The 23,759-nt window shown below is 61.9% G+C and carries 16 protein-coding genes; 10 read left to right on the plus strand and 6 right to left on the minus strand.

Going from position 1 to position 23,759, the window contains the following annotated elements:
• Nucleotides 1-106: 106 nt before the first annotated feature.
• Nucleotides 107-1,795, plus strand: coding sequence for a molecular chaperone HscC (locus tag CYD26_RS20780; RefSeq protein ID WP_102053515.1), 1,689 nt, complete (start codon nt 107-109; stop codon nt 1,793-1,795).
• Nucleotides 1,796-1,799: 4 nt separating this feature from the next.
• Here the strand turns inward: CYD26_RS20780 and CYD26_RS20785 are convergent, their stop codons facing one another.
• Both CYD26_RS20785 and CYD26_RS20790 read right to left on the minus strand, forming a co-directional pair.
• Nucleotides 1,800-4,466, minus strand: coding sequence for a J domain-containing protein (locus CYD26_RS20785; protein ID WP_102053504.1), 2,667 nt, complete (start codon nt 4,464-4,466; stop codon nt 1,800-1,802).
• Nucleotides 4,463-5,143: a DUF1266 domain-containing protein gene (locus CYD26_RS20790; protein ID WP_099775541.1), complete on the minus strand. Its 681-nt coding sequence runs from the start codon at nt 5,141-5,143 to the stop codon at nt 4,463-4,465. Before CYD26_RS20790 ends, CYD26_RS20785 begins: the two co-directional genes overlap by 4 nt.
• 338 nt (nt 5,144-5,481) lie before the next feature.
• On the opposite strand from CYD26_RS20790, the gene CYD26_RS20795 reads away from it, so the two are divergent.
• The 8 genes from CYD26_RS20795 to CYD26_RS20830 all read left to right on the plus strand — a co-directional run bounded on the left by CYD26_RS20795 (nt 5,482) and on the right by CYD26_RS20830 (nt 16,165).
• Nucleotides 5,482-9,546, plus strand: coding sequence for a sulfite reductase subunit alpha (locus CYD26_RS20795; RefSeq protein WP_102053505.1), 4,065 nt, complete (start codon nt 5,482-5,484; stop codon nt 9,544-9,546).
• Nucleotides 9,547-9,813: 267 nt separating this feature from the next.
• The gene (nirB, locus tag CYD26_RS20800) at nt 9,814-12,372 is read left to right on the plus strand and encodes a nitrite reductase large subunit NirB (RefSeq protein WP_102053506.1); all 2,559 of its coding nucleotides are present in this window, start codon (nt 9,814-9,816) and stop codon (nt 12,370-12,372) included.
• A complete protein-coding gene (gene nirD, locus CYD26_RS20805) occupies nt 12,372-12,737 on the plus strand; it encodes a nitrite reductase small subunit NirD (protein WP_099775538.1) in 366 nt (121 codons plus the stop codon). Before nirB ends, nirD begins: the two co-directional genes overlap by 1 nt.
• 89 nt (nt 12,738-12,826) lie before the next feature.
• Nucleotides 12,827-13,753, plus strand: a complete 927-nt coding sequence (pcaQ, locus tag CYD26_RS20810; RefSeq protein WP_102053516.1) for a pca operon transcription factor PcaQ — start codon at nt 12,827-12,829, stop codon at nt 13,751-13,753.
• A gap of 153 nt (nt 13,754-13,906) precedes the next feature.
• Nucleotides 13,907-14,629 (plus strand): FKBP-type peptidyl-prolyl cis-trans isomerase, encoded by a 723-nt coding sequence (locus CYD26_RS20815; RefSeq protein ID WP_065761451.1) that lies wholly within the window; start codon nt 13,907-13,909, stop codon nt 14,627-14,629.
• 285 nt (nt 14,630-14,914) lie between these two features.
• Nucleotides 14,915-15,355 carry a YkvA family protein gene (locus tag CYD26_RS20820; RefSeq protein WP_065761452.1) on the plus strand — a complete coding sequence of 147 codons (441 nt, stop codon included), beginning with the start codon at nt 14,915-14,917 and terminating at the stop codon, nt 15,353-15,355.
• 88 nt (nt 15,356-15,443) lie between these two features.
• On the plus strand, nt 15,444-15,794 hold the full coding sequence (locus CYD26_RS20825; protein ID WP_102053507.1) for a helix-turn-helix transcriptional regulator: 351 nt from the start codon (nt 15,444-15,446) through the stop codon (nt 15,792-15,794).
• Nucleotides 15,791-16,165 (plus strand): hypothetical protein, encoded by a 375-nt coding sequence (locus CYD26_RS20830; RefSeq protein WP_065761454.1) that lies wholly within the window; start codon nt 15,791-15,793, stop codon nt 16,163-16,165. The genes CYD26_RS20825 and CYD26_RS20830 overlap by 4 nt, the downstream gene beginning before the upstream one ends.
• Here CYD26_RS20830 and CYD26_RS20835 read toward each other — a convergent pair.
• Together CYD26_RS20835 and CYD26_RS20840 are read right to left on the minus strand one after the other, a co-directional pair.
• A complete protein-coding gene (locus CYD26_RS20835) occupies nt 16,141-17,919 on the minus strand; it encodes a bifunctional diguanylate cyclase/phosphodiesterase (RefSeq protein WP_102053508.1) in 1,779 nt (592 codons plus the stop codon). The two genes, CYD26_RS20830 and CYD26_RS20835, sit on opposite strands and share 25 nt — an antisense overlap.
• A 123-nt stretch (nt 17,920-18,042) precedes the next feature.
• Nucleotides 18,043-20,124, minus strand: coding sequence for a carboxy terminal-processing peptidase (locus CYD26_RS20840; RefSeq protein ID WP_176717470.1), 2,082 nt, complete (start codon nt 20,122-20,124; stop codon nt 18,043-18,045).
• 139 nt (nt 20,125-20,263) lie between these two features.
• On the opposite strand from CYD26_RS20840, the gene CYD26_RS20845 reads away from it, so the two are divergent.
• Nucleotides 20,264-21,226: an NAD(P)H-quinone oxidoreductase gene (locus tag CYD26_RS20845; protein ID WP_102053509.1), complete on the plus strand. Its 963-nt coding sequence runs from the start codon at nt 20,264-20,266 to the stop codon at nt 21,224-21,226.
• 865 nt (nt 21,227-22,091) lie between these two features.
• On the opposite strand, the gene CYD26_RS20850 is transcribed toward CYD26_RS20845, so the two are convergent.
• Nucleotides 22,092-22,745, minus strand: a complete 654-nt coding sequence (locus tag CYD26_RS20850; protein ID WP_065760423.1) for an HAD family phosphatase — start codon at nt 22,743-22,745, stop codon at nt 22,092-22,094.
• A 24-nt stretch (nt 22,746-22,769) separates the two neighbouring features.
• Entirely contained in the window at nt 22,770-23,759 is a 990-nt protein-coding gene (locus CYD26_RS20855) for an ABC transporter ATP-binding protein (protein ID WP_065760422.1), read from the minus strand.

The following is a 23,759-nucleotide window of genomic DNA, read 5'->3' on the forward strand; positions in this document are numbered from 1 at the left end:
TGAACCGCCGTGTACGGAACCGTACGCACGGTGGTGTGAGAGGACGGCGGGTGTGAACTCGCCTCCTACTCGATTCTCATTCCCGCTACTCAGGAAGAGTCCCATGATGCAGGATGCAAGCACCCCCCGTACGCCCTTGCTGGGTATCGACCTGGGTACCACCAACAGCCTGATTGCCGTCTGGCAGGACGGGCGAGCGCAGTTGATCCCCAACGCCCTTGGCGAATGGCTTACCCCGTCCGCAGTCAGCATCGATGAGGATGGCAGTATTCTGGTCGGCCAGGCGGCTCGCTCACGGCTGACCACGCACCCGGAACGCAGCGCAGCAGCGTTCAAGCGCTTTATGGGCAGCGAAAAACGTCTGGAGCTTGCCGGCCAGACCTTCAGCCCTGAAGAGTTGTCTGCACTGGTGCTCGGTGCGCTCAAACAGGACGCGCAAGCCTGGCTGGGTTGCCCGGTAAGCGAGGCGGTGATTTCGGTGCCGGCTTACTTCAGCGATGAACAGCGTAAACGCACCTGTTTTGCTGCCGAGCTGGCCGGGCTCAAGGTACAGCGCCTGATCAACGAGCCTACCGCTGCCGCCATGGCCTACGGTCTGCATGAGCAGAAATTCGAGCGCACGCTGATTTTCGACCTGGGTGGCGGCACCTTCGATGTGACCGTACTGGAGTACGCCTTGCCGCTGATCGAGGTGCATGCCTCTACTGGCGACAACTACCTGGGGGGCGAGGATTTTACCCATGCACTGCTGCAGGCTTGTCTCAAGGACCTGCAACTGGCGACCGACAGCGTTGAGCCGCAAGCCCTGGCTTCGCTGTACGACGCTCTGGAGCAGATCAAGCGCAAGCTCAGCGAAGGTCCGCAGCACGTGCAGTGGCGTTGTGCCGGTGAGCTGCGCGAGTGGTCGTTGGATGAAGCGCGTGCGCAAAAGATCTGGGAACCCTTGCTGACGCGCCTGCGCGCCCCGGTGGAGCAGGCGTTGCGTGATGCCCGGCTGAACCCGCGCGACCTCGATAGCCTGGTGCTGGTGGGAGGCGCCACGCGTATGCCGGTGGTCCAGCAGATGGTTGCCACCTTGTTTGGGCGTTTGCCCTACCGGCACCTGGACCCCGACACCATCGTTGCCTTGGGGGCGGCCAGCCAGGCCGCGTGCAGGGCACGTGACCAGGCCATCGAAGAGCTGATCCTGACCGATGTGTGCCCCTATACACTGGGTGTTGCAGCCATGCGCGGTGAAAGCCGGCGCCAAGCATTTGTGCCGATCATCGAGCGTAATACAGTCATTCCAACCTCGCGGGTCGAGCGCTTTCAGAGTACTCATCCCGAACAGAAAACCGTGCGCATCGAGGTCTATCAGGGGGAGCGACCCTGGGTGAGCGACAACATCTTCATCGATGCATTCGATATCGAGTTGCCGCAGGCCGGCCGGATTCAGTCCATGGATGTGCGTTTCAGTTACGACATCAATGGCCTGTTGGAAGTGGATGTTGCCCTGGAGGACGGCGAGCGCCACAGTCATGTGATCGACCGCAGCCCCGCAGGGCTCGACGACGCGGCCCGGGCGGCCAGCCATGGTCGCCTGGCGGCGTTGAAGATTCACCCGCGCGATGCGCTGCCAAACCGTGCACTGCTGGCGCGTCTGGAGCGTGCCTGGATGCAATGCCTGGGTGAGCAGCGTGATCAGGTCGGTCAGTGGCTTGAAGCCTTTACTGCAGTGCTGGGTAACCAGCATGCGCAGGACATCAACAGCACTCGCCAGCGCCTGAATACAGCGCTGGACGAGCAGGGCCTCTGAGCCGCTAAGCGTTCAGGCGGCGCAGGGCGGCTTGCAGGCCGCCTTCCAGTGCATGCTTTTCGCCACCGGGTGGTACACCGTAACGGTTCGGCAGGCTGTCGCCGGGCAAAACCAGCAGCACCAACGGCAGGAACGGCAGCACGATGGTCAGGGCCATGCCAATCAGCAGCATGGCTACGCCAAACCCGATGTCATGCAGCCGCCGCAGGATGATGCTCAGTTGCACCAGCACGGTAACGGCCACGATCCCTAGCGCCACCTGCGCGTTGCCGCTGGCGAGGCTCAGAAAAACAGCCAATCCCTGGCACATCAGGCTCTGTTGGGCGCAGGCAACACGCCCCAGGCGGCTGTTCAGGCTCAGCATGTTCCATTCTGATACCGGTTGGCTGCCCGATCTGGCCAGCATCAGGCGCTCGCTCCAGGACAACAGCGCCGCCAAGGCCAGGCGCAGGCCTGGTCCATGGCGCGGATCATCCTTGGCCTGCTGCAGTTGGCGCAGAACCTTGGTGCGCGGCACGCCGGTACGGTTCTCCACCAGCACCAGCCTGCGCAGGGTATCGACGCCGAGATAGAAGGCGCTGCTGTCGATGCCTTGCTGCTCTTCGAGGATCTCCCGGGGTGGGCGTACCGGTTCGCCCTTGATCAAGCCATCCCGGAATGACTCGAACCAGGCATCGGAGCAGGCGATCCCGGCGATATTGTTCAGCAGTACACGGTGCTGCTCGGCATCCAGGGTCGGGTCCTGATAGAGCACGCCACAGAGCAACATCAAGCCCAGCAGATCATCGCTGAAGGTGTCGTAATCGCTCACGACGCAGTCGTACAGGCGTGTGTTGCTCAGCAGCCTGGCACTGCCCAACGCCTGAGGCACGGTGAGCAGGTTCAGTGCGACGTCGTTCTGCACAGGCTCCTCTTCTGACAGCCAGCCCAGCAAGCCATTGAAGTGGCCTTCCTGTTGATGCACGCGCTGCAACAGCGGCAGTACGCGCGACAGTGGATGCCCGGTGTCGGCACGCATGCTGTGAAGCAGTGCAGGGGAAATCAGCGTCAGCCAGCGCAGCGGGTCGGACATCAGGGCAATGAAGAACAGCGCTTGCCGGTGCCATTCCCACAGCTGTTCACCGTCAGGTTGGGGCGGCAACACGACGCCCTCGCGATTGAGGGCTGCGAGCATCTTTACCCCAAACGGTAGCGAGGCAATGAGCTCCTGTTCAAAGGCGCTGTCCAGGCGCGTCCATTGCGCTGCAGTAAAGGCTTTGAGCCGGCGCAGCCAATGTTGGGTGACGTCCAGTGCCAGGCCCTGACCCAATAGCGGGTTCAGTTGCACGCTGTCATCCGGGGCGTTGATAAAGGCTGTCAACGCTTGTGGAATGGGAGCGTGCTGCAGCCAGTACAGGTGTTGTTCGGCCTGGTACTTGAGGCCTTCCAGCACCAGTGAATCGAGCACATCGTTACTGTCGGGCTCGGCCAGCAGGCGTTCCAGCAGGGCGGTGTCGCCACGGTGCAATGCCCAGACCTGGCGATACAGGTTCGTTAACACCGCATCGCCAGGCTCATCGAGCAGTAACGCCAGCAATGGCAGTTCATCGCCGTCCAGGCGCCAGTTCACATAAGCTCCGGCAAGGCCTCCGAGGTTCTGGCGACCCGCATTGAGCCAGCGGGTCAACGTCTCCGGGCGCTGCGCCGGGCTGCCCCAGGCCTGGGCTGGCTCACTCAGGTTGCTCGGCCAGTCGCGGAAATGCTCGCGGCGGTCGAACGCTTGAATCAACAGCGGCAGGCGCTGTGGCTGATGTTTGCCGCACAGTTCGAGCAGCCACTGTGCGGCCTGCGGATGTTGGTGCTCGCGCCACAGGCGCAACCAGCTGCTCAGGGCTTGCTCTTCCAGGCCAAGGGCACTGCACTGACGGGCCAGCAGGTACAGCCAGTCGACATCATCCGGTGCGTGCCGATGTTTTTCAGCACACAGTGCGTAGAAGGTCTTGCTCGCAACATCGGCCTGGGTGAGTTGTACCAGCAGACGCTGCAGCCAGGCGTCGTCGTTCGGCAGCGGCAGGCAGGTAGGCTGGTTGACGAAGTCGCGGAGCTCGTCCAGCGGCCGTTCCTGATAGAGGTGTTCCAGGGTGTTCAGGTACCAGAGGGTTTCGATCTGTGCCGGTGGTGGCCAGGACGAGATCGTTGCGGTATCGAAGAGGTCTGGCTGTGCGATGCGTTCGATAAACGCTTCGACCTGCTCGACGTTATCGATACGCAGCAGGTTGCCCTGCCAGTCCAGCCGCTTGGCCAACAGGCGTGCGCAATTGTTGGAGATCGGCCCGCTGTCGATCAGCCGCTCCAGCAGGCTCCAGCGCAGCGCTTCGACAACCTCAAGTGAGACGCTGTCGAGGCGTTCGATATAGCTCCGCCAGGCGGCCGGGTCGAAACGTCGTGCGCCGTCGCTGAACAGTTCGTCGAATGCGTCCAGCAGCTCGCGGGCCGGGCTTTGCTCATCGTCGGCGTCTGCGGTTTCGACGCTACGGGCTTCCTTCAGTGCGGCCTCGTAGGCTTCACGCAAGGCCTGAAAACCTTGTGGGTCGGTTTCCGGATGATGCTCTGGCAGGCGCGTACGGTAGGCGCTGCGGATGGCGTCCTGATCGCGGGTAGGCTCGATGCCCAGGGATATCCAGCAGCTCATGACCAGTTGAACTCCGCAAGCGAGTCAGGTTTTTGTGGCAGGTTCAGGGGCAGGTCCCAAGGCAGTTCGGCAAACAGTTCGGCGGCGTCCTGAGCGAGGGCGCGAGCGCTGCAGCGGCTCCAGTAGGCATAGCCTTCGCGGTCCAGGGCGTGGCCGAGCTCGTCGTCTGCACTGTCCAGGCAGCACCAGTACATGCGGCCGGTCATGTAGCCGCCCAGGTAGGTGCTCCAGCTGTTGTAGTAATGACGTGCCCTCAAGGCCAGTCGGCTGTGTAGCCAGAGGCTTTCATCAAGGTTGATCCAGCCGCTGCGCAGGCCGTTGCGCAGCAGGAAACCCATGCGCCCCAGGTCCCAGGCACGAATGCCGCCGTGGCCGCATTCGCTGAAGGTCCGACTGGCAAACTCATGCAGCGCGCGTTGCCGTGGCGCCAGGCCGTCGAGCAGGGCCGACCATTCACTGGGCAGGCAGCGCTGCCAGTTCCAGTAAGCCTCGAGCATCCCGCTGGCATGGCCACGGTCGGCCATGTAGAGCATCTCGAGCAACTGCTCGCGATTGCTGATGCCCCAGCCGTCCTGCAGGTCCATCTCGATGTAGTCCGGGGCGGTGTAACTGGAACCGTTGAGGGCTGCCATGGGGGCAGAAAGGGCGTACAGCCAGCGCTGTTCTATTTCTTCCATGAAAAATGCTCCTGAGCCGGCGGGGGAGTGGAGAGCGCCGGCACTAATTGGCGCGAATTGTAGAGACCTGGCTGGTTAGCGGCAAACTGCAGTCTTCAGCGCCTGCCTCGCACTGGTGCGGGTTGTTCCGCAATGGTGCGTTGCTACCCCTGTGGCGTTGGTTTGACGCCGCAGATGACGGGGTATTGCGGTTTGGCGCGGCCCTTGCTTTGGCTTGTTCATCAGGCAATCAACGCAGATTGCTCTATTCACGACAAAGGCGCCGTGTCGCTCCCGCTTGCAACGCAAGCAGGAGCGGCAGGGCGCCTTTTTGTTTTGCCTAAGCAGGAGACCGGGTAATGACCCAGACAACCGTGCGCAGCGTCTGCCCCTATTGCGGCGTCGGCTGCGGCATTGTCATGACCGTGGCCGAAAACCGGGTAATCAAGGTCAGTGGTGACAAACAGCACCCAAGCAATTTCGGGCGACTCTGCACCAAAGGGCAGACCTGCCATCAGCCGCTGCGCGAGTCGGGGCGCATGGAGCAGGCCTTTGTCCGTCACTCGCGTCAGCGCGACCCGGTGCAGACCGCAATTGATCAGGCGATCGACGAGGCGGCCCGGCGCCTGAAGACCCTCCTCGTCGAGCATGGCCCGGATGCCCTGGCGTTTTACGTTTCCGGGCAGCTGTCGCTGGAGGCCCAGTACTTGATCAACAAGCTGGCCAAAGGCTTCGTGCGCAGCCGGCATATCGAGTCCAACTCCCGGCTGTGCATGGCCAGCGCCAGCAGTGGCTACAAACTCTCGCTGGGCGCGGATGGCCCGCCTGGCAGCTATGAGGACTTCGACCACAGCGAGCTGTTCTTTGTCATTGGCGCCAACATGGCGGACTGTCATCCGATCCTGTTTCTGCGCCTGCTTGACCGGCGCAAGGCCGGTGCCCGGCTGATTGTGGTCGACCCCAGGCGCACTGCGACAGCGGAAAAGGCCGACCTGTTCTTGCAGATCAAACCCGGCACCGACCTGGCACTGCTCAATGGTCTGTTGCACCTGTTGTTGATCAACGGCGCGGTGGATACGGCGTTCGTTGAGCGCTTTACCGAGGGCTGGGAGGCCATGCCGGACTTCCTGCAGGACTATGCGCCGGCGCAGGTGGCGCAGATTACTGGCCTGGCCGAAGCCGATATCCGCAAGGCCGCCGAGTGGATCGGCCAAGCACCCGCGTGGCTCAGCTGCTGGACCATGGGCCTGAACCAGAGTATTCACGGCACCTGGCAGACCAATGCGCTGTGCAACCTGCACCTGGCCACCGGGGCGATCTGCCGCCTCGGCAGCGGGCCGTTTTCGCTGACGGGCCAGCCCAATGCCATGGGCGGACGTGAGATGGGCTACATGGGGCCGGGGTTGCCCGGCCAGCGTTCGGCGCTGGTAAAGGCTGACCGTCATTTCGTTGAGGACCTCTGGCAGGTGCCGCGTGGCAGCCTGAGGGCCGAGGCCGGAGACGGCACCGTCGCCATGTTCGAGGGCATGGCTGCAGGGCGGATCAAGGCCTGCTGGATCATCTGCAGTAACCCAGTGGCCAGTGTCGCCAACCGTCAGCAGGTGATCGAGGGCCTGCAAACGGCCGAGCTGGTCATCACCCAGGACGCCTTTCTCGATACCGAAACCAATCGCTATGCCGATATCCTCCTGCCGGCAGCGCTCTGGGCTGAAGCCGATGGGGTAATGGTCAACTCCGAGCGCAACCTGACCCTCACGGCGCAGGCCGTCGAGCCACCGGGCGCGAGCCTGGCGGACTGGCAACTCATCGCCCGAGTGGCCTGTGCGATGGGCTATGAGGCTGCGTTCAGCTACACCTGTGCCGAACAGATTTTCGATGAACTGCGCCAGGCCTGGAACCCCGACACAGGTTACGACCTGCGCGGTATCAGTTACCCCTTGTTGCGCCAGGCGCCACGGCAATGGCCCTGTGCACCCGATCAGGCTGATACACGGCACCCGCAACGCTACCTGAACGACGGTATCAGTCAGCGGCTGCACGAGGACGCCCAAGGCCAGCGGCCGTCACTCGCCTTTGCTACGGTCAGTGGCAAAGCACGCTTTTTTGCCCGGCCCTACCTGCCTCCAGCGGAGCTACCGGACGAAGCTTACCCGCTGGTGCTCAATACCGGGCGGGTACAGCACCATTGGCATACCCTGACCAAGACCGGCAAGGTCAGCGCGTTGAATGCGCTGGAGCCTGGCCCGTACCTGGAAATTCACCCCAAAGATGCCCGGCAATTGGGTATCGCTGAGCACGATCAGGTTCAGGTTCGCTCCCGGCGTGGTGAGGCGTTATTGCCGGCGCGCCTGAGTGAGCGGGTACTGCCTGGCAACTGCTTCGCCCCCTTTCACTGGAATGATGTCTATGGCGAGCGTTTGGCGATCAATGCGCTGACCAGCGATGCCATCGACCCGGTTTCCCTGCAACCGGCGTTCAAGTACTGCGCCGTGGCCCTCAGCCGGGTTGCCGGTGAACGTATTGCCGCTGTTGAACTGCCGGCCCACACGCTTCAGGAGTCTGCGACCATGCCGATCGAAACCCTCAGCCAACTGCTCGGCCTGAACAACCGCGTTGAACTGGCTTTGGCCGAGGATGAACAACTGTACATGCAGGGTTATGTGCTGGGCTTGCGTAACAGCCATCTGCAGGGCGTGCCGAGCTTGCCGGTCAGTGCGCCATTGGCGCCGGCTCGGCGTCTATTGGTGGAAGGGTTGCTGGCGGGGTTGTTTTCGCGCAGTACCTCGGTACAGGCTCCTGCAATCCAGGCCCCGGAGCCTGCCGAAGCCACTGGCCATTGGCTGCTCTGGGCTTCGCAGACCGGCAACGGCCAGGCTCTGGCGCAACACTGTGCGCAGCGTTTGCGGGAGGCCGGCCTGGCTGTTCAGGTGAGCAGCATGGAGCAGGTCAGCCTTGAGCAGGTGAGCAACGCCGCCAGCCTGCTGCTGGTGGCGAGCACGTTTGGCGATGGTGAGGCACCGGATTGCGCCAAGGCCTTTTGGCAGGCCCTGCAGGCTGCGTCCGCCAGCCACTGCACCGGGCTGCGTTACGCAGTACTGGCCCTGGGAGACTCCAGCTACGCCGAGTTCTGTGGTTTCGGCCGTAAGCTGGACCAGCGTCTGGCGGAGCTTGGCGCTGTGCGCCTGCTGGAGCGGGTCGAGTGCGAGCCGGACTTCGACGAGCCGGCCGAACAGTGGCTGGGCACGCTGGTGACGGCTCTTGGGCAGGCTTCAATTGAGTCGGCACCAGCGGTCACGTCCCCGGCGGCGACAGCGCCAACCTTCAGCAAGCAGCAGCCGTTGCCGGTAAGGGTGGTGGAAAACCGCCTGCTCAATGCGCCCGGTGCCGCCAAGGAAACCCGGCACGTGGTGTTCGATCTTGCGAGCAGCGGCCTGACGTATCAGGCGGGCGACGCCTTGGGCGTCTGGCCGCGCAACTGCCCGGCACTGGTCGAAGAGCTGCTGAGTGCCATGAAACTTGACGGGGAGGCGAGTGTCAGCCTCAAGGGCCAGCCACCCATGCCGTTGCGTAGCGCACTGCGCGATCGACTGGAGATTGCCCGTGTCACGCCTGCGCTGCTCGAACAGGTCGCCCGCTGCAGTGCTGAGCCTGAGTTGCAACGCCTGCTGGAGCCGGCGCACAACGCCGCGTTGCAGGACTGGCTATGGGGGCGGCAACTGGTCGATCTGCTGCAGCAGTTTCCCGTAAGCATGCCGCTCGACACCTGGCTGAGCCTGCTCAAACCCCTGCAGCCGCGTTTGTACTCCATCAGTTCAAGCCCGTTGTTGCACCCGCAGCAGGTTCACCTGACGGTTTCGACGGTGCGCTACCGCCAGCGTAAAGGTGTGTGTTCGACCTTCCTCGCTGATCGTGCCGAAGCCGGGCAGGTTGGGATCTTTGTGCAGCCCTCGGCTCATTTCCGCGTACCGAGCGATGATACGGCGCCGCTGATCATGGTCGGGCCGGGGACCGGGATCGCACCGTTCCGGGCGTTTCTCCAGGAGCGTCAGGCGCGCGGCGCCCGTGGGCGCAACTGGCTGCTGTTCGGCGAGCAGCGCGCTGACAGTGATTTTTACTACCGCGACGAGTTGCTGGCCTGGCAACGCGATGGCCACCTGACACGGCTCGACACGGCGTTCTCCCGTGACCAGGCAGAGAAGGTCTATGTGCAGCAGCGCATGCTGGAGCAGGGCGCCGAACTGTGGCGCTGGCTGGAGGCGGGCGCGTACTTCTATGTCTGTGGCGATGCCGGACGCATGGCGCGGGATGTGGAGGCCGCGCTGCAGCAGGTGGTGGCCGAGCACGGTGGGATGAGCACCGAGCAGGCCGGCGAATATGTTGCGGCGTTAGGCCGGGCCAAACGCTACCGGCGAGATGTGTACTGAAATGCCCCAGAACGGGTAGCACTGCACCAGGATGGCGCCGCGGGAGGCCTAGAGTTTGCGGCGATGCCCTTGAATAGGCGGGGTTGGCGCAGTTGGCACGGTATCTGCTGAAGACACATTACAACGTCCAGGGGTGATCAACGGCGATCCGCCCCACGGACCACGACTAAGAACGACCAGGCAAAGGCGCCTGGAGCTTCGGCTCCAGGCGCCTTTTTTTGTGGGTGTTTTTCCGGCCGCCGTGATCGGCCAGTGTGAGGAAACGCTATGAACGCTCAAGCGACCATCGAGCAACGGGAACGTCTGATCATCGTCGGCAACGGCATGGTGGGCCATCATTGCGTCGAACAACTGATCGAGCGCGGCGCCTTGGCCCGCTTCGACCTGCGGGTGTTCGGCGAGGAGCGTCAGCGTGCCTACGACCGCGTGCACCTGTCGGAGTACTTCAGTGGCAGCGATGCTGAAACCCTGGCGTTGGGTGATGCGCAATTGTATGCCGAGCATGGCGTGCGGCTGCACTTGGGGGAGGCGGTCGTCGAGATCGACCGCGAGGCCGGTGAAGTGGTGACGGCGCAGGGCCGCTACCCGTTTGATCGGTTGATCCTGGCCACCGGTTCCTATCCCTTCGTGCCGCCGATTCCCGGGCCGGACGGTGCGGCGCGACTGGTCTATCGAACCCTGGACGACCTGGATGCGATTCGCGTGGCGGCCTATGGCGCGCAGCGTGGCGTGGTCATCGGTGGTGGCCTGTTGGGCCTTGAGGCAGCCAACGCCCTCAAATCCCTGGGGCTTGAAGCCCATGTGGTGGAATTCGCACCGCGCCTGATGCCGGTGCAACTGGATGCTGAAGGCGGTGCGGCCCTGCGCGCCCAGATTGAGGCGTTGGGTGTCGGTGTACATCTGTCTCGCGCCACCCAGAGCATTGTTGAAGGCAGCGACTTCCGTTACCGGATGAATTTCGATGGCGACCAGTTCCTGGAAACCGACCTGATCGTGTTTTCGGCTGGCATTCGCCCGCAGGACAGCCTGGGCCGTGGCTGCGGTCTGGAAATCGCGCCACGGGGCGGGGTCGTGATCAATGGCGAATGCCGCACCAGCGACCCACGGATTTTTGCCATCGGCGAGTGTGCTTCCTGGAACGGCAGCGTCTTCGGCCTGGTGGCCCCGGGTTACAGCATGGCTCGCAACTTGGCGTCAGCCTTGGCGGGTGAGCGATTCCAGGCCTTTGCCGGTGCCGACATGTCGACCAAGCTCAAGCTGTTGGGGGTGGATGTCGGTTCCATTGGCGATGCACACGCGGCGACCCCCGGTGCGCGCAGCTACCGCTTTATCGACGAGGCTGGCAGCGCCTACCGGCGCTTGGTGATCGACGCCGAGGGCAAGCGCGTTCTGGGGGCGGTGCTGGTCGGCGATAACCGTTACTACGACACCCTGTTGCAGTACGTTCAGAATGCTATTGCCCTGCCAGCGGACCCCGCCGGCTTGATCCTGCCAATGGGCAGCGCCACGCCAGCACTGGGTGCAGATGCCTTGCCAGACGCCGCCACCATCTGCTCGTGCCATAACGTCAGCAAGGGCGCGATCTGTGCTGCCATCGACGGGGGGTGTAGCGACCTGGCACAACTCAAGGGCCAGACCAAGGCCTGCACCGGTTGCGGTGGCTGCGCCGCCTTGCTCAAGCAGGTCTTCGAGCATGAGCTGAGCGCCCGCGGTGTGGCGGTGGACAAGAGCCTTTGCGAGCACTTTGCCTTCACCCGTCAGGAGCTCTATGCGCTGGTGCGGGTCGAGGGCATTACGACGTTCGAAGACCTGCACGCCCGTCATGGTCGTGGCCACCTGGGCTGCGATATCTGCAAGCCGACGGTAGGCTCGATCCTCGCGTCCTGCTGGAACCAGCCGATCATGGATGCCGCGCTGGTGCCGTTGCAGGACACCAACGACACCTTCATGGCCAACATGCAGAAAAACGGCACGTACTCGGTGGTGCCGCGTATTCCGGGTGGGGAAATCACACCGGACAAGTTGATCGTGATTGGTCAGGTGGCCAAGAAGTACGACCTCTACACCAAGATCACCGGCGGCCAACGCATCGACCTGTTCGGCGCGCAATTGCATGAATTGCCGGAGATCTGGGCCGAGTTGATCGCCGCTGGCTTTGAGACCGGGCATGCCTATGGCAAATCAACCCGCACGGTGAAGTCCTGCGTCGGCAGCACATGGTGCCGCTATGGCGTGCAGGACAGCGTGGCCATGGCGCTTACCCTGGAGGACCGCTACAAGGGCCTGCGTTCGCCACACAAGCTCAAGTTCGCCGTATCTGGCTGTACCCGCGAATGCGCCGAGGCGCAAAGCAAGGACATCGGCGTGATTGCCACCGAGAAGGGCTGGAACCTTTATGTCTGCGGTAACGGTGGCATGCGTCCACGGCACGCCGAGCTGTTCGCCACGGACCTGGACGATGCCGGCCTGATTCGCGCCATCGACCGCGTATTGATGTTCTACATCCGTACCGCTGACAAACTGCAGCGCACGTCGGTCTGGCGCGAGCGCCTTGAGGGCGGGCTGGATTACCTCAAGGCGGTGATTCTCGACGACAGCCTGGGCTTGGGCGCCGAGCTGGAAGCGCAGATGCAGCAGGTAGTCGATCGCTACGAGTGTGAATGGGCCAATGCCCTGAAAGACCCCGAGAAGCTCAAGCGCTTCCGTACTTTCGTCAATGACCACCGTGCAGATCCGGCGATTCATTTCGTCAAGGAGCGCGGCCAGCGCCGGCCGGTGGGCAAGGCCGAGCTTCACCTGATCCCGACCACTGAAGAGGTGCTGTGATGAACCCGTCGAATCAAGCGGTACGTGTTGACCTGCAAGACTGGCAGGCAGTGTGCAGCCGCCATGACCTGGTACCCAATTCAGGGGTGGTGGCCCGCTTGGGTGACGCCCAGGTGGCCCTGTTCTACTTGCCGGAGGCTGCGCAGGCACTGTATGCCGTGGACAACCATGACCCGCAGTCCGGCGCCAATGTGATCGGGCGTGGAATCATTGGCAGCCTCAACGGGCAGCCGGTCGTGGCGGCGCCGTTGTACAAACAGCACTTCAGTTTGCTGGACGGGCGCTGTCTGGAAGACCCGCAGCAGGTACTGCGGGTATGGGCTGTGCGCTTCAATGGCGACTGCGTCGAGGTGGCTGCCCCTTAGCACACGTCGGCCACCGCGGCTTTTGAGCGGGCGGTGGTGGCTGTTCAAAGCAGTCGCCGCCTGTGCGGCAGGCCGTTACACTGCCTGGCATGAACCTCGACACCCGTATCAAATACCGCCATCTGCTGTGCTTTCTCGAAATCGCCCGGCAGGGCAGTTTCGCCAAGGCTGCCGATGTCCTGGCAATCAGCCAGCCTGCAACCTCCAAAACCCTCAAGGAACTGGAGGACTTGCTGCAGGCGCGCTTGTTCGAGCGAGGCAAGCAGGGCGTTGAGCTGACCCCGGCCGGATTTCGCTTCATGCGTTATGCAGGCCCTAGCGTGCAGGCCCTGCGTGAGGGCGTGAGCAGCGTGCGCGGTGAGGAGCACGCACCGCCGCAGGTACGGGTCGGGGTGCTGTCCACGGTCGAAAGCCTGTTGATGCCCGAGGCGCTCTGCCGTTTGCATCAGCGTCATCAGGCGTTGGTGGTCAGTGTCGCCACCGGCCCCAGTGCCTATCTGTTGGCGCAGTTGCATGTCGGTGAACTGGATCTGGTCATTGGCCGAATGACCGACAGCCCGCAAATCCAGGGCCTGATCTTCGAGCACCTGTACAGCGAGTCGATGGCCCTGGTGGTGCGTCCGGGCCATCCGTTGTTGCAGCGTCAGCCGTTGGAGCGCAACCGTGTCGGCGACTACCCCTTGGTGTTACCGCTGGCCGGGACCACCATCCGCAAACATGCCGACAGTTTGTTCGTGCAGTGCGCGATCGAGCCGTCGTTGCAGCGCCTGGAAACCCTTTCCCCAGCCTTGAGCCGCCGGTATGTCTTGGGCAGCGATGCGGTTTGGGTCGCGCCACGCGATGCCGTACGGGTCGATCTTGATGCGGGTGAGCTGTGCGAACTGGACCTGGGCGTGCGTGAGCCGGGCGGTTCGGTCGGTATTTGCAGCAATGCCGCCTTGCCCCCGTCACTGCCTGCACAGTGGTTGTGCGAGGTGCTGCGTGAGGTTGCCGGAGCGTATCGCGCTGAGCGATAGCGGCCATTGGCTGTCATCTGGATGAAGAAGGTTTTATCTGTCTGAACTTATCCCCGTTTTCTCGCTCTCATGCCGGTAGCCATTGGTCGTGGCGGCCTGATAAGCTCGCGGCTTTACTCGATTGCCCTATTGGCGCATGAACAAGGAAATAGCATGAAACAGCATCGGTTGGCGGCTGCGGTTGCCCTGGTTGGCCTGGTACTGGCGGGTTGCGATTCGCAGACCAGCGTCGAGCTGAAAACTCCGGCACAGAAAGCCTCCTACGGTATCGGCCTGAACATGGGCAAGAGCCTGGCTCAGGAAGGCATGGACGACCTCGACTCCAAGGCGGTCGCTCAAGGCATCGAAGATGCTGTCGGCAAGAAAGAGCAGAAAATCAAGGACGAGGAACTGGTCGAAGCCTTCGCCGCACTGCAGAAGCGTGCCGAAGAACGTCTGGTCAAGATGAGCGAAGAGTCGGCCGCTGCCGGCAAGAAGTTCCTCGAAGAAAACGGCAAGAAGGCGGGTGTTGTCACCACCGCTTCCGGCCTGCAGTACGAAGTCGTGAAGAAGGCCGATGGCGCTCAGCCCAAGCCGACCGACGTGGTCACTGTTCATTACGAAGGCAAGCTGATCGACGGCAAGGTCTTCGACAGCTCGGTTGAGCGTGGTAGCCCGATTGACCTGCCGGTCAGCGGCGTGATCCCGGGTTGGGTCGAAGGCCTGCAACTGATGCACGTTGGCGAGAAGTACAAGCTGTACATCCCGTCCGATCTGGCATACGGCGCACAGAGCCCAAGCCCGATGATCCCGGCCAACTCCGTGCTGGTATTCGAGCTGGAACTGCTGGGCATCAAGGATCAGCCGAAGCCAGAAGCCGAAGCTGACGCCAAGTAAGTTTACGCCTGTACTGACAACGCCCCGTACTCACGGGGCGTTGTCGTTTCTGGGGCAGGGCGACATTTCCCTGTACCATCAGGCCCATGCAGGGCGAGGTCTGAATCGCCCAACCTGTTGACGCTGCAGCCGAACGATTGCGTATTTAAACAGGTGTGTAAAAAACGCCCGATTTGAGTAAGGCCCTTGTGCTACGGGCACCCTGAGCCTCAAAAGCGGGTCTGTTCACAAGGTTATCCACAATAATTGTGGATAACCTTCCCTGAGGTATTGCTTGGAGGCTCCATGAAAGCTCCGTGGAATTTCACTCGTTTTCTGCCTTTGGCCGAGCGTTTGCTCAGCCGTGGGCGGCTCCCTGCGCTGATTTTTGCCGTGGCCCGCAAAGGGCCGCAGCTGGGCAAGCTGAAAGATGATGTACGCCTGTTGCAGGCGTTGTGCCTGGCCTGGTGGCGCGGCGAGTATCGGGCAATCAGCCCCAAGGCCATGGTCACGGTAGTGGCGGGCCTGTTGTACTTTGTCAGCCCTTTGGATGCCATCCCAGACTGGTTGCTGGGGGTGGGCTTGCTCGATGACATCGCGGTACTGGCCTGGGTGCTCAAGGCGGTGGGCGATGAAATGGCGGCTTTTCGCGCCTGGCGTGATCGGCAGGCACCGGAGAAGCTGCGCGTTGTAGAGCGTTTGCCTGATTCGCCTGAGGCATTGTCCCTGGAGCATAAAAAAAGCTGACGCCGCACGCTTCCGTTGGCTGGTAATATAATTGGCATAAGGATTATGCCTACCGATTACATGCGAGTTGTCCTACGAGGGGGTTGTAATGGGTATTCAGGTCATCAGCCGGGACGGCCAACCGGAATATGCGGTCGTACCCTGGGAGCACTACCAGGCCCTGCTCAAGGCCGCCGGCCAGCCTGCGGTTGATTCAAGCGGCCAGCAGGTTACCTGCGAGCCGGTTGTCGAGCCGGCACCGGCCCGTGTTCCGAGCTTGAGTGAGTTGGCTCAGTTGCGTCAGGCCAAGGGCCTGGCCCCGGAGCAACTGGCACGAACCGTGGGTATCAGCCCGGCCTACCTGGGCATGATTGAGCGTGGCGAGCGCCAGCCCGATGCCGCCATTCGCCGTAGCCTGGCGTGGGAACTTGGTGTGCCTGGCTGGAGTGATCCATCGTGAGCAGCGTGCGGATCAGCCGCCAGCAGTGGGAAAGCCTGCTGGGCGAGCTGGACGTCGCGCGTCGGCAGCGCCATCTACTGACCTATCGCGCCTTGCTTGAGCGCCTGCAGCTGCCGAGCCCGGCCATGCAGACCCTCACCGCAGCGCTGGAGTACCTGGCCGTGCTGGATGCCCGTGCCGAGCAGCCGCTGCGCAGTTCGCTGGTGATCAGCCAAGGCGCCAGTCGCTTGCCACGCACCGGCTTTTTCGAGTGTGTCGAGCGCCTGGGGCGTTTTTCCGGGCCGTCCGATGGCATGGCTGCTGCGTCCTGGCATGCGTCAGAAGTGGTTCGGGTGTTCGAGTACAGTTACCCGGCCGAGGCTGAGGCCTGAGCCAGTTCGGCGGTTTCGATCACGTAGAGGCTGTAGCCCTTGACGTCCTTGGCATGGTGCTTGGCCTTGGAGGCCAACTCTGCCAGTTGCCCGGCATTGAGCTGCAGGCCCGCTTGTGCGTGTAGCTGTACCACGCCGATAGACAGCGACAACAGTTCAAAGGACTGACGCTGCCCTTGACGGTCATGGCCGACGAAACATCCTGCCTCCAGGTGTTCGGCACGGTAGAAGCGTCTGCACTGTTTCTGAAAGTCTTCCAGCAATTGCTTCAAGCGTGTGTGCCAGTCACTGGCACTGAGCACCAGCATGAAGTCATCGCCGCCGATATGCCCGACGAAGTCGCGGCTGGGGTCTACCCGTTCACTCAGGCACTGCGCCAGGCACAGTAGAACCTCATCACCACGGGCATAGCCGTAGATGTCATTGAACGGCTTGAAGTTATCGATATCCACATAGCAGATGGCTGCCTCACGTTGCTGCTGCAGCAGGTGTGTCAGGCATTGCTGGATCGGCACGTTGCCCGGCAGCAAGGTCAGGGGATTGGCGTAGCGCGCCTGCTGGATTTTTTGCTCGGTGATCAACTTGAGCACGTCGATGACCCGCCCCAGGCCCAGGTACTGCCCGTGCTGGGTGATGATGAAGTCTTCCTCGATGCGCTGGCGTGCCCGGCTGGTCAGCAGTCGGCTGACCTGCTGCAGTGACTGGCTAAGCTCCACGGCAAGAAAGTCCTCGCTCATTAGCCGGCTGATTGGCTTGCGTGCGAACAGGTCGGTCGCGAAGGGCTTGAGCAGGGCGTCGGAGAACGCATGCCGGTGAACGATGCCGCAGGGGCGCTGGTTGGCATCCAGCACGGCCAGTGAGTTCAGGTTGGCCTGGCGGCGGAACGATTCCAGTACCAGTGCGGTAGGGGTATCGCCCATCACCGCCGGCTGGTCGATCAACAGCGCCTCGAGGTCGCTACTCTCCTCGCTGAGGGTTTGACTGACGTTCGTCTGGCTTGGCAGCACGTTCTGGATACTGCGCGGCGGCTGTTCCTGAGGGCGGCCCAGCAGGTAGCCCTGAACCAGGTCCACCCCCATTTCGGTGAGCACGCTGAGCTCTTCGGCCAACTCGATGCCTTCGGCAATCACTTGCGCCCGCGAGGCTTTGGCAATTTGCAGGATAGAACCGACGAACTCTCGTTTGACCGCGTCCAGGTGAATGCCATCGATAAAGTGGCGGTCGATCTTCACGTAGTCCGGACGCAGTTCCGACCACAACCGCAGGCTCGAGTAACCGGCACCGAGGTCGTCCAGGGCGATGGAAAAACCCATGTCGCGGTAGTGGTGCAGGGCATTGAACAACAGTTGGAAATCATCGGTGGGGGTCTGTTCAGTCAACTCAATGACCACCCGGCTTGGTGACAGGCCCATGTCTTCCAGCATTTTCAGGGTGCGCCCCGACTGATACTGCGGCTCCAGCAACGACTCCGGCGAGACGTTGAGGAACAGCTTGCCCTCCAGTTTTTGCTGGCTGAAGCGACGACAGGCACTTTCTCGGCAGGCCACTTCCAGCTCAGTCAGCCGACCCGCCTGACGGGCCACCGCGAACAGGTTGATGGGGGAGTGCAGCGGGCTGTTGGAAGGGCCGCGGCTTAAGGCTTCATAACCGAGAATACGCCGTTCTGATAGGCAGACGATGGGTTGGAACAGGCTGTGCAAGCCGCTTTGAGCCAGGATGGAGCTCAGCGCGCTAAGCTGTTCGGTCACGGTCATGTCAGGCGTTCCTTACGAAAAAAGGGCTGCGTACCCGTGGTACGCAGCCCCTTATTTCACGACAGATAAATGACTGTTTAATGACGCGCCAGCGTCCAGCCATATTATTTTGCCATTAGTGCTTCAATGCTTGGCCACAGCTGAGTTAAGGCTCAGGTAATCCAGCAGGATGCGCCCGGTTTCAGCCAGGTAGGCGTCATCCTCGGGTTTGGTGTCATCCGGCTCGGCCGGCAGAGCATCCTCGTCTTCTTTTTTCAGTTCCTTGAGCGGTTCCTCGCCCTTGGCTTTACGCCGGGTGTTCTCCAGCGCCAGTTGCTTGCCTTCGATCGTGGCGTGTCGGGCACGACGTTCGGTTTCGTTCAGGCTCACGGATTTTTCGTTCATCAGCTTCTGGGTCAGGGCCAGGCGATCGCGGATGTAGACGAACTCTGGATCCTTGGCGCTGCGCTCGTCATGACGCGCCTTGAGCTGAGCCAGGAACGGCTTGAACGGATCGCTTGCAGGCTTGATCGCCGGGCGAATGGTGTCCCACGGCATCGCTTCGGGCAGGGCGCTCTCGCCGATTTCCTTGGTGTCGATCACCGACGGGTAGTCGATGTCTGGCAGTACGCCCTGATGCTGGGTGCTCTGGCCAGAAACACGGTAGAACTTGGCCAGGGTCAGCTTCAGTTCGCCATGGTTCAACGGCTGAATGGTCTGCACCGTGCCTTTACCGAAGGTCTGGCCACCGATGATCAGTGCGCGGTGGTAGTCCTGCATGGCGCCAGCGAAAATCTCCGAGGCGGAAGCCGACAGGCGGTTGACCAGCAAGGCCATCGGGCCTTTATAGAAGGCACCGTTGTTTTCGTCCTCAAGCACATCGACTCGACCATCGCTGTTGCGCACCAGCACGGTCGGGCCGTTGTCGATGAACAGGCTGGTCAATTCGGTGGCTTCCTGCAGGGAGCCGCCGCCGTTGTTGCGCAGGTCGATGACCACGCCGTCGACTTTTTCCTTCTGCAGCTCGGTCAGCAGCTTTTTCACGTCACGGGTGGTGCTCTTGTACTCTGGATCGCCGGCGCGGAAGGCTTTGAAGTCCAGGTAGAAGGCCGGGATCTCGATGATGCCCAGCTTGTAGTCACGGCCATCCTGCTTGAGCTTGAGCACCGATTTTTTCGCGGCCTGCTCTTCCAGCTTCACCGCTTCACGGGTGATGGAGACGATCTTGCTGGTCTGGTCGTTAGGCGCATTGCTGGCTGGAATCACTTCCAGGCGCACCACCGAGCCTTTCGGGCCGCGGATCAGCTTGACCACTTCGTCCAGGCGCCAGCCGATCACGTCGACCATTTCCTTGTCGCCCTGGGCCACGCCGACGATCTTGTCGGCTGGCGCGACCTGCTTGGTCTTGGCGGCAGGGCCAGCCGGCACCAGGCGGACGATCTTGACCTGATCGTTGTCGCTTTGCAGGACTGCGCCGATACCTTCGAGCGACAGGCTCATGTTGATATCGAAGTTCTCTGCGTTGTCGGGCGACAAATAGTTGGTGTGCGGGTCGTAGGACTGGGCGAACGTGTTGATGTAGGCCTGGAAAATATCCTCGGCACGGGTCTGGTCCAGGCGCGACAGCTGGTTCTTGTAGCGCTTGGTCAACAGTTCCTGAATGGCCTTGGGTTCCTTGCCGGCGATCTTCAGGCGCAACACTTCGTCCTTCAGGCGCTTGCGCCAGAGGTCGTCAAGCTCGGCTTCGTTTTTCAGCCACGGGGCGTCCTTGCGGTCGACCAGCAAGGTTTCCTGGGTGTTGAAGTCGATGCTGTCGACGCCCTTGTCCAATTGCGCGAGGGTGAAGTCCAGGCGCGATTTGACGCGGTCCAGATAGCGCTTGTAGATCGTGAAACCAGGATCGAGATTGCCACTTTTGAGGAAGTCATCGAACTGAGTCTTCCACTTGTCGAATTCGGCGATGTCACTGGCCAGGAAATAGCTACGCGCCGGGTCGAGCAGCTTCAGGTAGCTGTCGTAGATGATGACTGAGCGAGCGTCATTGAGCGGCGGTTTGCTGTAGTGATGGCGCTTGAGCAGCTCGACCACGTTCAGGCTTGCGACCACTTCGTCACGGTCGGGTTGCAGTTTGTCCCAACTGTTGGCGGCATAAGCATTGCCCACCAGCGGTAGGCTGCCAAGGCCGATCAACAATGCGAGGGCGGTACTGGGCAGAAAATGCTTCATGCTGATTCGACGTAAGGGCAATTGATCACGCATATTAGGCCGTCTTTGAATTCGCCGGTTCCATAAAAACCGGACGCATACTGCAAAAAGCCCGACGCGTTCGCACTCGGGCTCGTGATAACACAACTATGGAGGCACTGTGAAGGCATTGCAAGGCGTTGACGGACATGTGGAGTGGGTTACGACGACAAGTCCAACCTGCGATGTAGGTCAAGTACGAATCCGTGTTGCGGCTGCGGGCCTCAATCGGGCCGATCTACTGCAAAAAGCCGGGCTTTATCCGCCACCTCCGGGCGCGAGCGAGTACCTGGGCCTGGAATGTTCCGGGGTGATCGTCGAAGTCGGCCCTGGCGCGTCCTGGCAGGTCGGTGATCGGGTCTGCGCGTTATTGTCCGGTGGCGGCATGGCCGAAGAAGTGGTGGTCGATGCCCGCCACGTGCTCCCCGTGCCCGAAGGCCTGAGCCTGCACGAAGCGGCAGCGATCCCTGAAGTGTATGCCACTGCCTGGCTCAACCTGTTCCAGCTGGGGGCGCTCAAGCCGGGCGAGAAGGTGCTGTTGCACGCGGGCGCCAGTGGTGTCGGCTCGGCGGCAATCCAGCTGTGCAAGGCGTTTGGTAGCCCATGCTGGGTCAGCGTGGGCTCAGCCGATCGGCTGGCTTACTGCCAGGGCCTCGGCGCCACGGGCGGTGTAGTGCGTGGTGACGACCTGGAAAGCCTGAACGATTTCGCTCCGTTTGACGTGATTCTCGATCCGGTTGGGGCCAATTACGCGGCATTGAACCTCAAGTTGCTGGCGCGTGATGGGCGTTGGGTGATCATTGGCCTGATGGGCGGTCGCAAAGCCGAGCTGGACCTGGCTCAGGTGCTGGCCAAGCGCGTGCAGGTGACCGGTTCGACCTTGCGTAACCGTGATGACCAGTTCAAGGCCGACCTGCTCAGTGACCTGAGCCAGCAGGTGTGGCCGTTGTTCACTGAAGGGCGGCTCAAGCCGCAATTGGTCGGTCGTTACCCGATCAAGGATGCCGAGGCTGCCTTTGCCGAACTGGCGGGTAACCAGGTGTCGGGCAAGCTGGTGCTGGTGATTGACGAAAGCCTTGTGTAATTCGTTGCGCAAGGAAACGGCATAGCCTGGTATCAGGTCCGACATCGCGAATGGATATGCCTGTTTGCATCAGCGGCGATACAGGTTTGTGATTTGTGGCACTTGTCTCGCGGACATATCCATTCCCGGCAGCGGCACCACCGGCTGGTTTCGCCTTTTACGGCGACCCACTTTTGAAAGGCACAAAAGTGGGCAAAACGCCCTGTCCCGACATCCGGCCCTACGCTGCGCTTCGGGTTCCTTCCTTACGCCATCGCTCCCGCGGGGGCGCGCCGACGGGCCATCCATGGCCCATCAGCGCTTGCGAGGCATCCCTGCCTCGCACCCCACTACGCGACGGCTCCACTCAGCCTCCTGAAGGGACACCCTGCAGCGCCTGCCACTGCGCGCACTGACAAACAAAGCCCACGCAGGAAATCGACGCTATCCATCAAGGCGCCAACCTTGGCGCCAATGCTTTTCCATACGCTGACCTCGCAGGCGCCGCCAAATTGTCCCTTCAGGAGGTCGAACGCAGGCAGTGCGTAGTCGGGTGCCAGGCAAGGATGCCTGGCAAGTGCTGAGGGCCAGGAAGGCCCTTCAGCGCGGTCCCGGCGGGAGCACTGCTGGAGTGAGAGAACCCGCAGCGCAGCGGAGGGCCGGATGTTGGGACGAGGGGTTTTGGTTACTTTTGTCCCGCACAAAAGTGACCCGCCGTAAAGGCGGAACGGGGCATCGGGCCCAACATCGCAAACGGATATGCCTGCCGCCATCAGGGGGCAACGCATGTTTGTGGCTATTGGCACTCACTTCGTGAACATATCCATTCATTGATGTGGTTGATTGACGTATCAAGCACTCCAAGGGCTCAAGTGAACAGCCCTGGTCAGCTCCAGCTCAGGATTGGCCAGCCGTGTTGCTCGGCGTGCCCGCGCAGTACCGGGTCGGGGTTCACCACGACGGGGTGGTCCACCTTGAGCAGCAGCGGCAAGTCGTTGCGCGAGTCCGAGTAGAAACTGGCACCCTCAAGGTTCTCTTCTTCCTGATCCAGCCACTCCAGCAGGCGGGTGATCTTGCCTTCGCGGTAAGTCAGCACGCCCCGGGTCTTGCCGGTGTACACGCCGTTCACGACCTCAAGATCAATGGCGAGAAATTCGTCGATACCCAGCCGCGCCGCAATCGGTGCCACCAGGTGGGTGCCGGAGGCCGATATCACCAGCACCCGGTCGCCACGCTTGCGGTGCTCGGCGATCCGTTTGCAGGCTTCGCTGAAGATGATCGGCTCAATGATGTTCTCGACCCAAGGCTCCACCAGGTGCTGCAGTTCTTCCTGGGTACGCCCGGCAATGGGCTCCAGGCTGAACGCCATGTAGTCCTCCATGGCCAGGTGGCCACGGCCATATGCATCCATCAACTCACGGTCGCGGCGCAGAAAAGACTCACCATCGACCCAACCCAGGCGGGCCATTTCTTCACTCCACAGCGAAGCGCAGTCACCGTGGATCAAGGTTTCGTCCAGATCGAAAATCGCTAAAGCCATTTCACTCAAACTCCTGTGCAACCCTCAGGCAACTTCGCAGAGGGCGGTGGGATCGATGGACAAGGATACCCGTTGACCATTGGGATGCAGATCGGCAGACGAGCGATTCAGTACATCGACCAGTAACTCGACACCCCGGGCCTCGACCCGGTAACGGATCACGTTGCCCAGCAGACTATGACTGCGTACCTGGCCTTCCAGTTCGCCGTTCAGGCTCAGGACGATGGCTTCCGGGCGAATGGCCAGGCGACTGCTGATCGGTCGTTGCAGCAAGCGGCTGGCGCTGTCGGCATCGAGCAGGTTGTAGTTGCCGATAAAACCGGCGGCGAAGGCATCGGCGGGGGCGGTGTAGAGGGTTTCGGCATCGCCGCTTTGGACGATACGCCCCTGGTTCATCAGGAAAATGCGATCCGACAGGATCAGTGCTTCCTCCTGGTCATGGGTCACAAAGATGGTCGTCAGGCCCAACTCACGCTGGATATTTCGGATCTGTTCGCGCAGGTGCTTGCGGATCCGCGCATCCAGGGCCGACAGCGGTTCGTCGAGCAGCAGCAGGCGTGGCCGGGTCACCAGTGAGCGGGCCAGGGCCACACGTTGGCACTGGCCTCCGGAAAGCTGGTGCGGATAGCGGCTGGCGAAGTCTTGCAGCTCGACCAGTTGCAGTACCTCAAGCACGCGGCTGCGGCTTTCTTCGGGGGCAACCTTCTGCATACGCAGGCCAAAGGCGACGTTCTGCTCCACGGTCATGTTGGGGAACAGGGCATAGCTCTGAAAGACCATGCCGATTCCGCGTTTCTGCGGGCTCAGAGGCACCAGGTCCTGGCCGTCTAGAAGAATCTTGCCGCTGTCCACTGCCGTCAGCCCGGCGATGCAGCGCAGCAGGGTGGATTTGCCGCAGCCGGAAGGGCCGAGCAGGGTGACGAACTCACCGCGTTCGATGTGGCAGTTGATGTCATTGAACACCGGGTTGCCGGCATAACGTTTCTGCAGATTTTGCACACTGACGAAGCTCAT

The sequence above is a fragment of the Pseudomonas sp. FFUP_PS_473 genome, from assembly GCF_002858665.1.
GTDB classification, from domain to species: domain Bacteria; phylum Pseudomonadota; class Gammaproteobacteria; order Pseudomonadales; family Pseudomonadaceae; genus Aquipseudomonas; species Aquipseudomonas defluvii.

Bases quoted from the DNA above. Each gene is read 5' to 3' on its own strand.
- CYD26_RS20785 (WP_102053504.1), bottom strand. From the start codon at position 4,466: ATGAGCTGCTGGATATCCCTGGGCATCGAGCCTACCCGCGATCAGGAC.
- CYD26_RS20840 (WP_176717470.1), bottom strand. From the start codon at position 20,124: ATGAAGCATTTTCTGCCCAGTACCGCCCTCGCATTGTTGATCGGCCTT.
- CYD26_RS20835 (WP_102053508.1), bottom strand. From the start codon at position 17,919: ATGACCGTGACCGAACAGCTTAGCGCGCTGAGCTCCATCCTGGCTCAA.
- CYD26_RS20850 (WP_065760423.1), bottom strand. From the start codon at position 22,745: ATGGCTTTAGCGATTTTCGATCTGGACGAAACCTTGATCCACGGTGAC.
- CYD26_RS20820 (WP_065761452.1), top strand. From the start codon at position 14,915: ATGAAAGCTCCGTGGAATTTCACTCGTTTTCTGCCTTTGGCCGAGCGT.
- CYD26_RS20825 (WP_102053507.1), top strand. From the start codon at position 15,444: ATGGGTATTCAGGTCATCAGCCGGGACGGCCAACCGGAATATGCGGTC.
- nirB (WP_102053506.1), top strand. From the start codon at position 9,814: ATGAACGCTCAAGCGACCATCGAGCAACGGGAACGTCTGATCATCGTC.
- CYD26_RS20780 (WP_102053515.1), top strand. From the start codon at position 107: ATGCAGGATGCAAGCACCCCCCGTACGCCCTTGCTGGGTATCGACCTG.
- CYD26_RS20855 (WP_065760422.1), bottom strand. From the start codon at position 23,759: ATGAGCTTCGTCAGTGTGCAAAATCTGCAGAAACGTTATGCCGGCAAC.
- nirD (WP_099775538.1), top strand. From the start codon at position 12,372: ATGAACCCGTCGAATCAAGCGGTACGTGTTGACCTGCAAGACTGGCAG.
- pcaQ (WP_102053516.1), top strand. From the start codon at position 12,827: ATGAACCTCGACACCCGTATCAAATACCGCCATCTGCTGTGCTTTCTC.
- CYD26_RS20795 (WP_102053505.1), top strand. From the start codon at position 5,482: ATGACCCAGACAACCGTGCGCAGCGTCTGCCCCTATTGCGGCGTCGGC.
- CYD26_RS20790 (WP_099775541.1), bottom strand. From the start codon at position 5,143: ATGGAAGAAATAGAACAGCGCTGGCTGTACGCCCTTTCTGCCCCCATG.
- CYD26_RS20815 (WP_065761451.1), top strand. From the start codon at position 13,907: ATGAAACAGCATCGGTTGGCGGCTGCGGTTGCCCTGGTTGGCCTGGTA.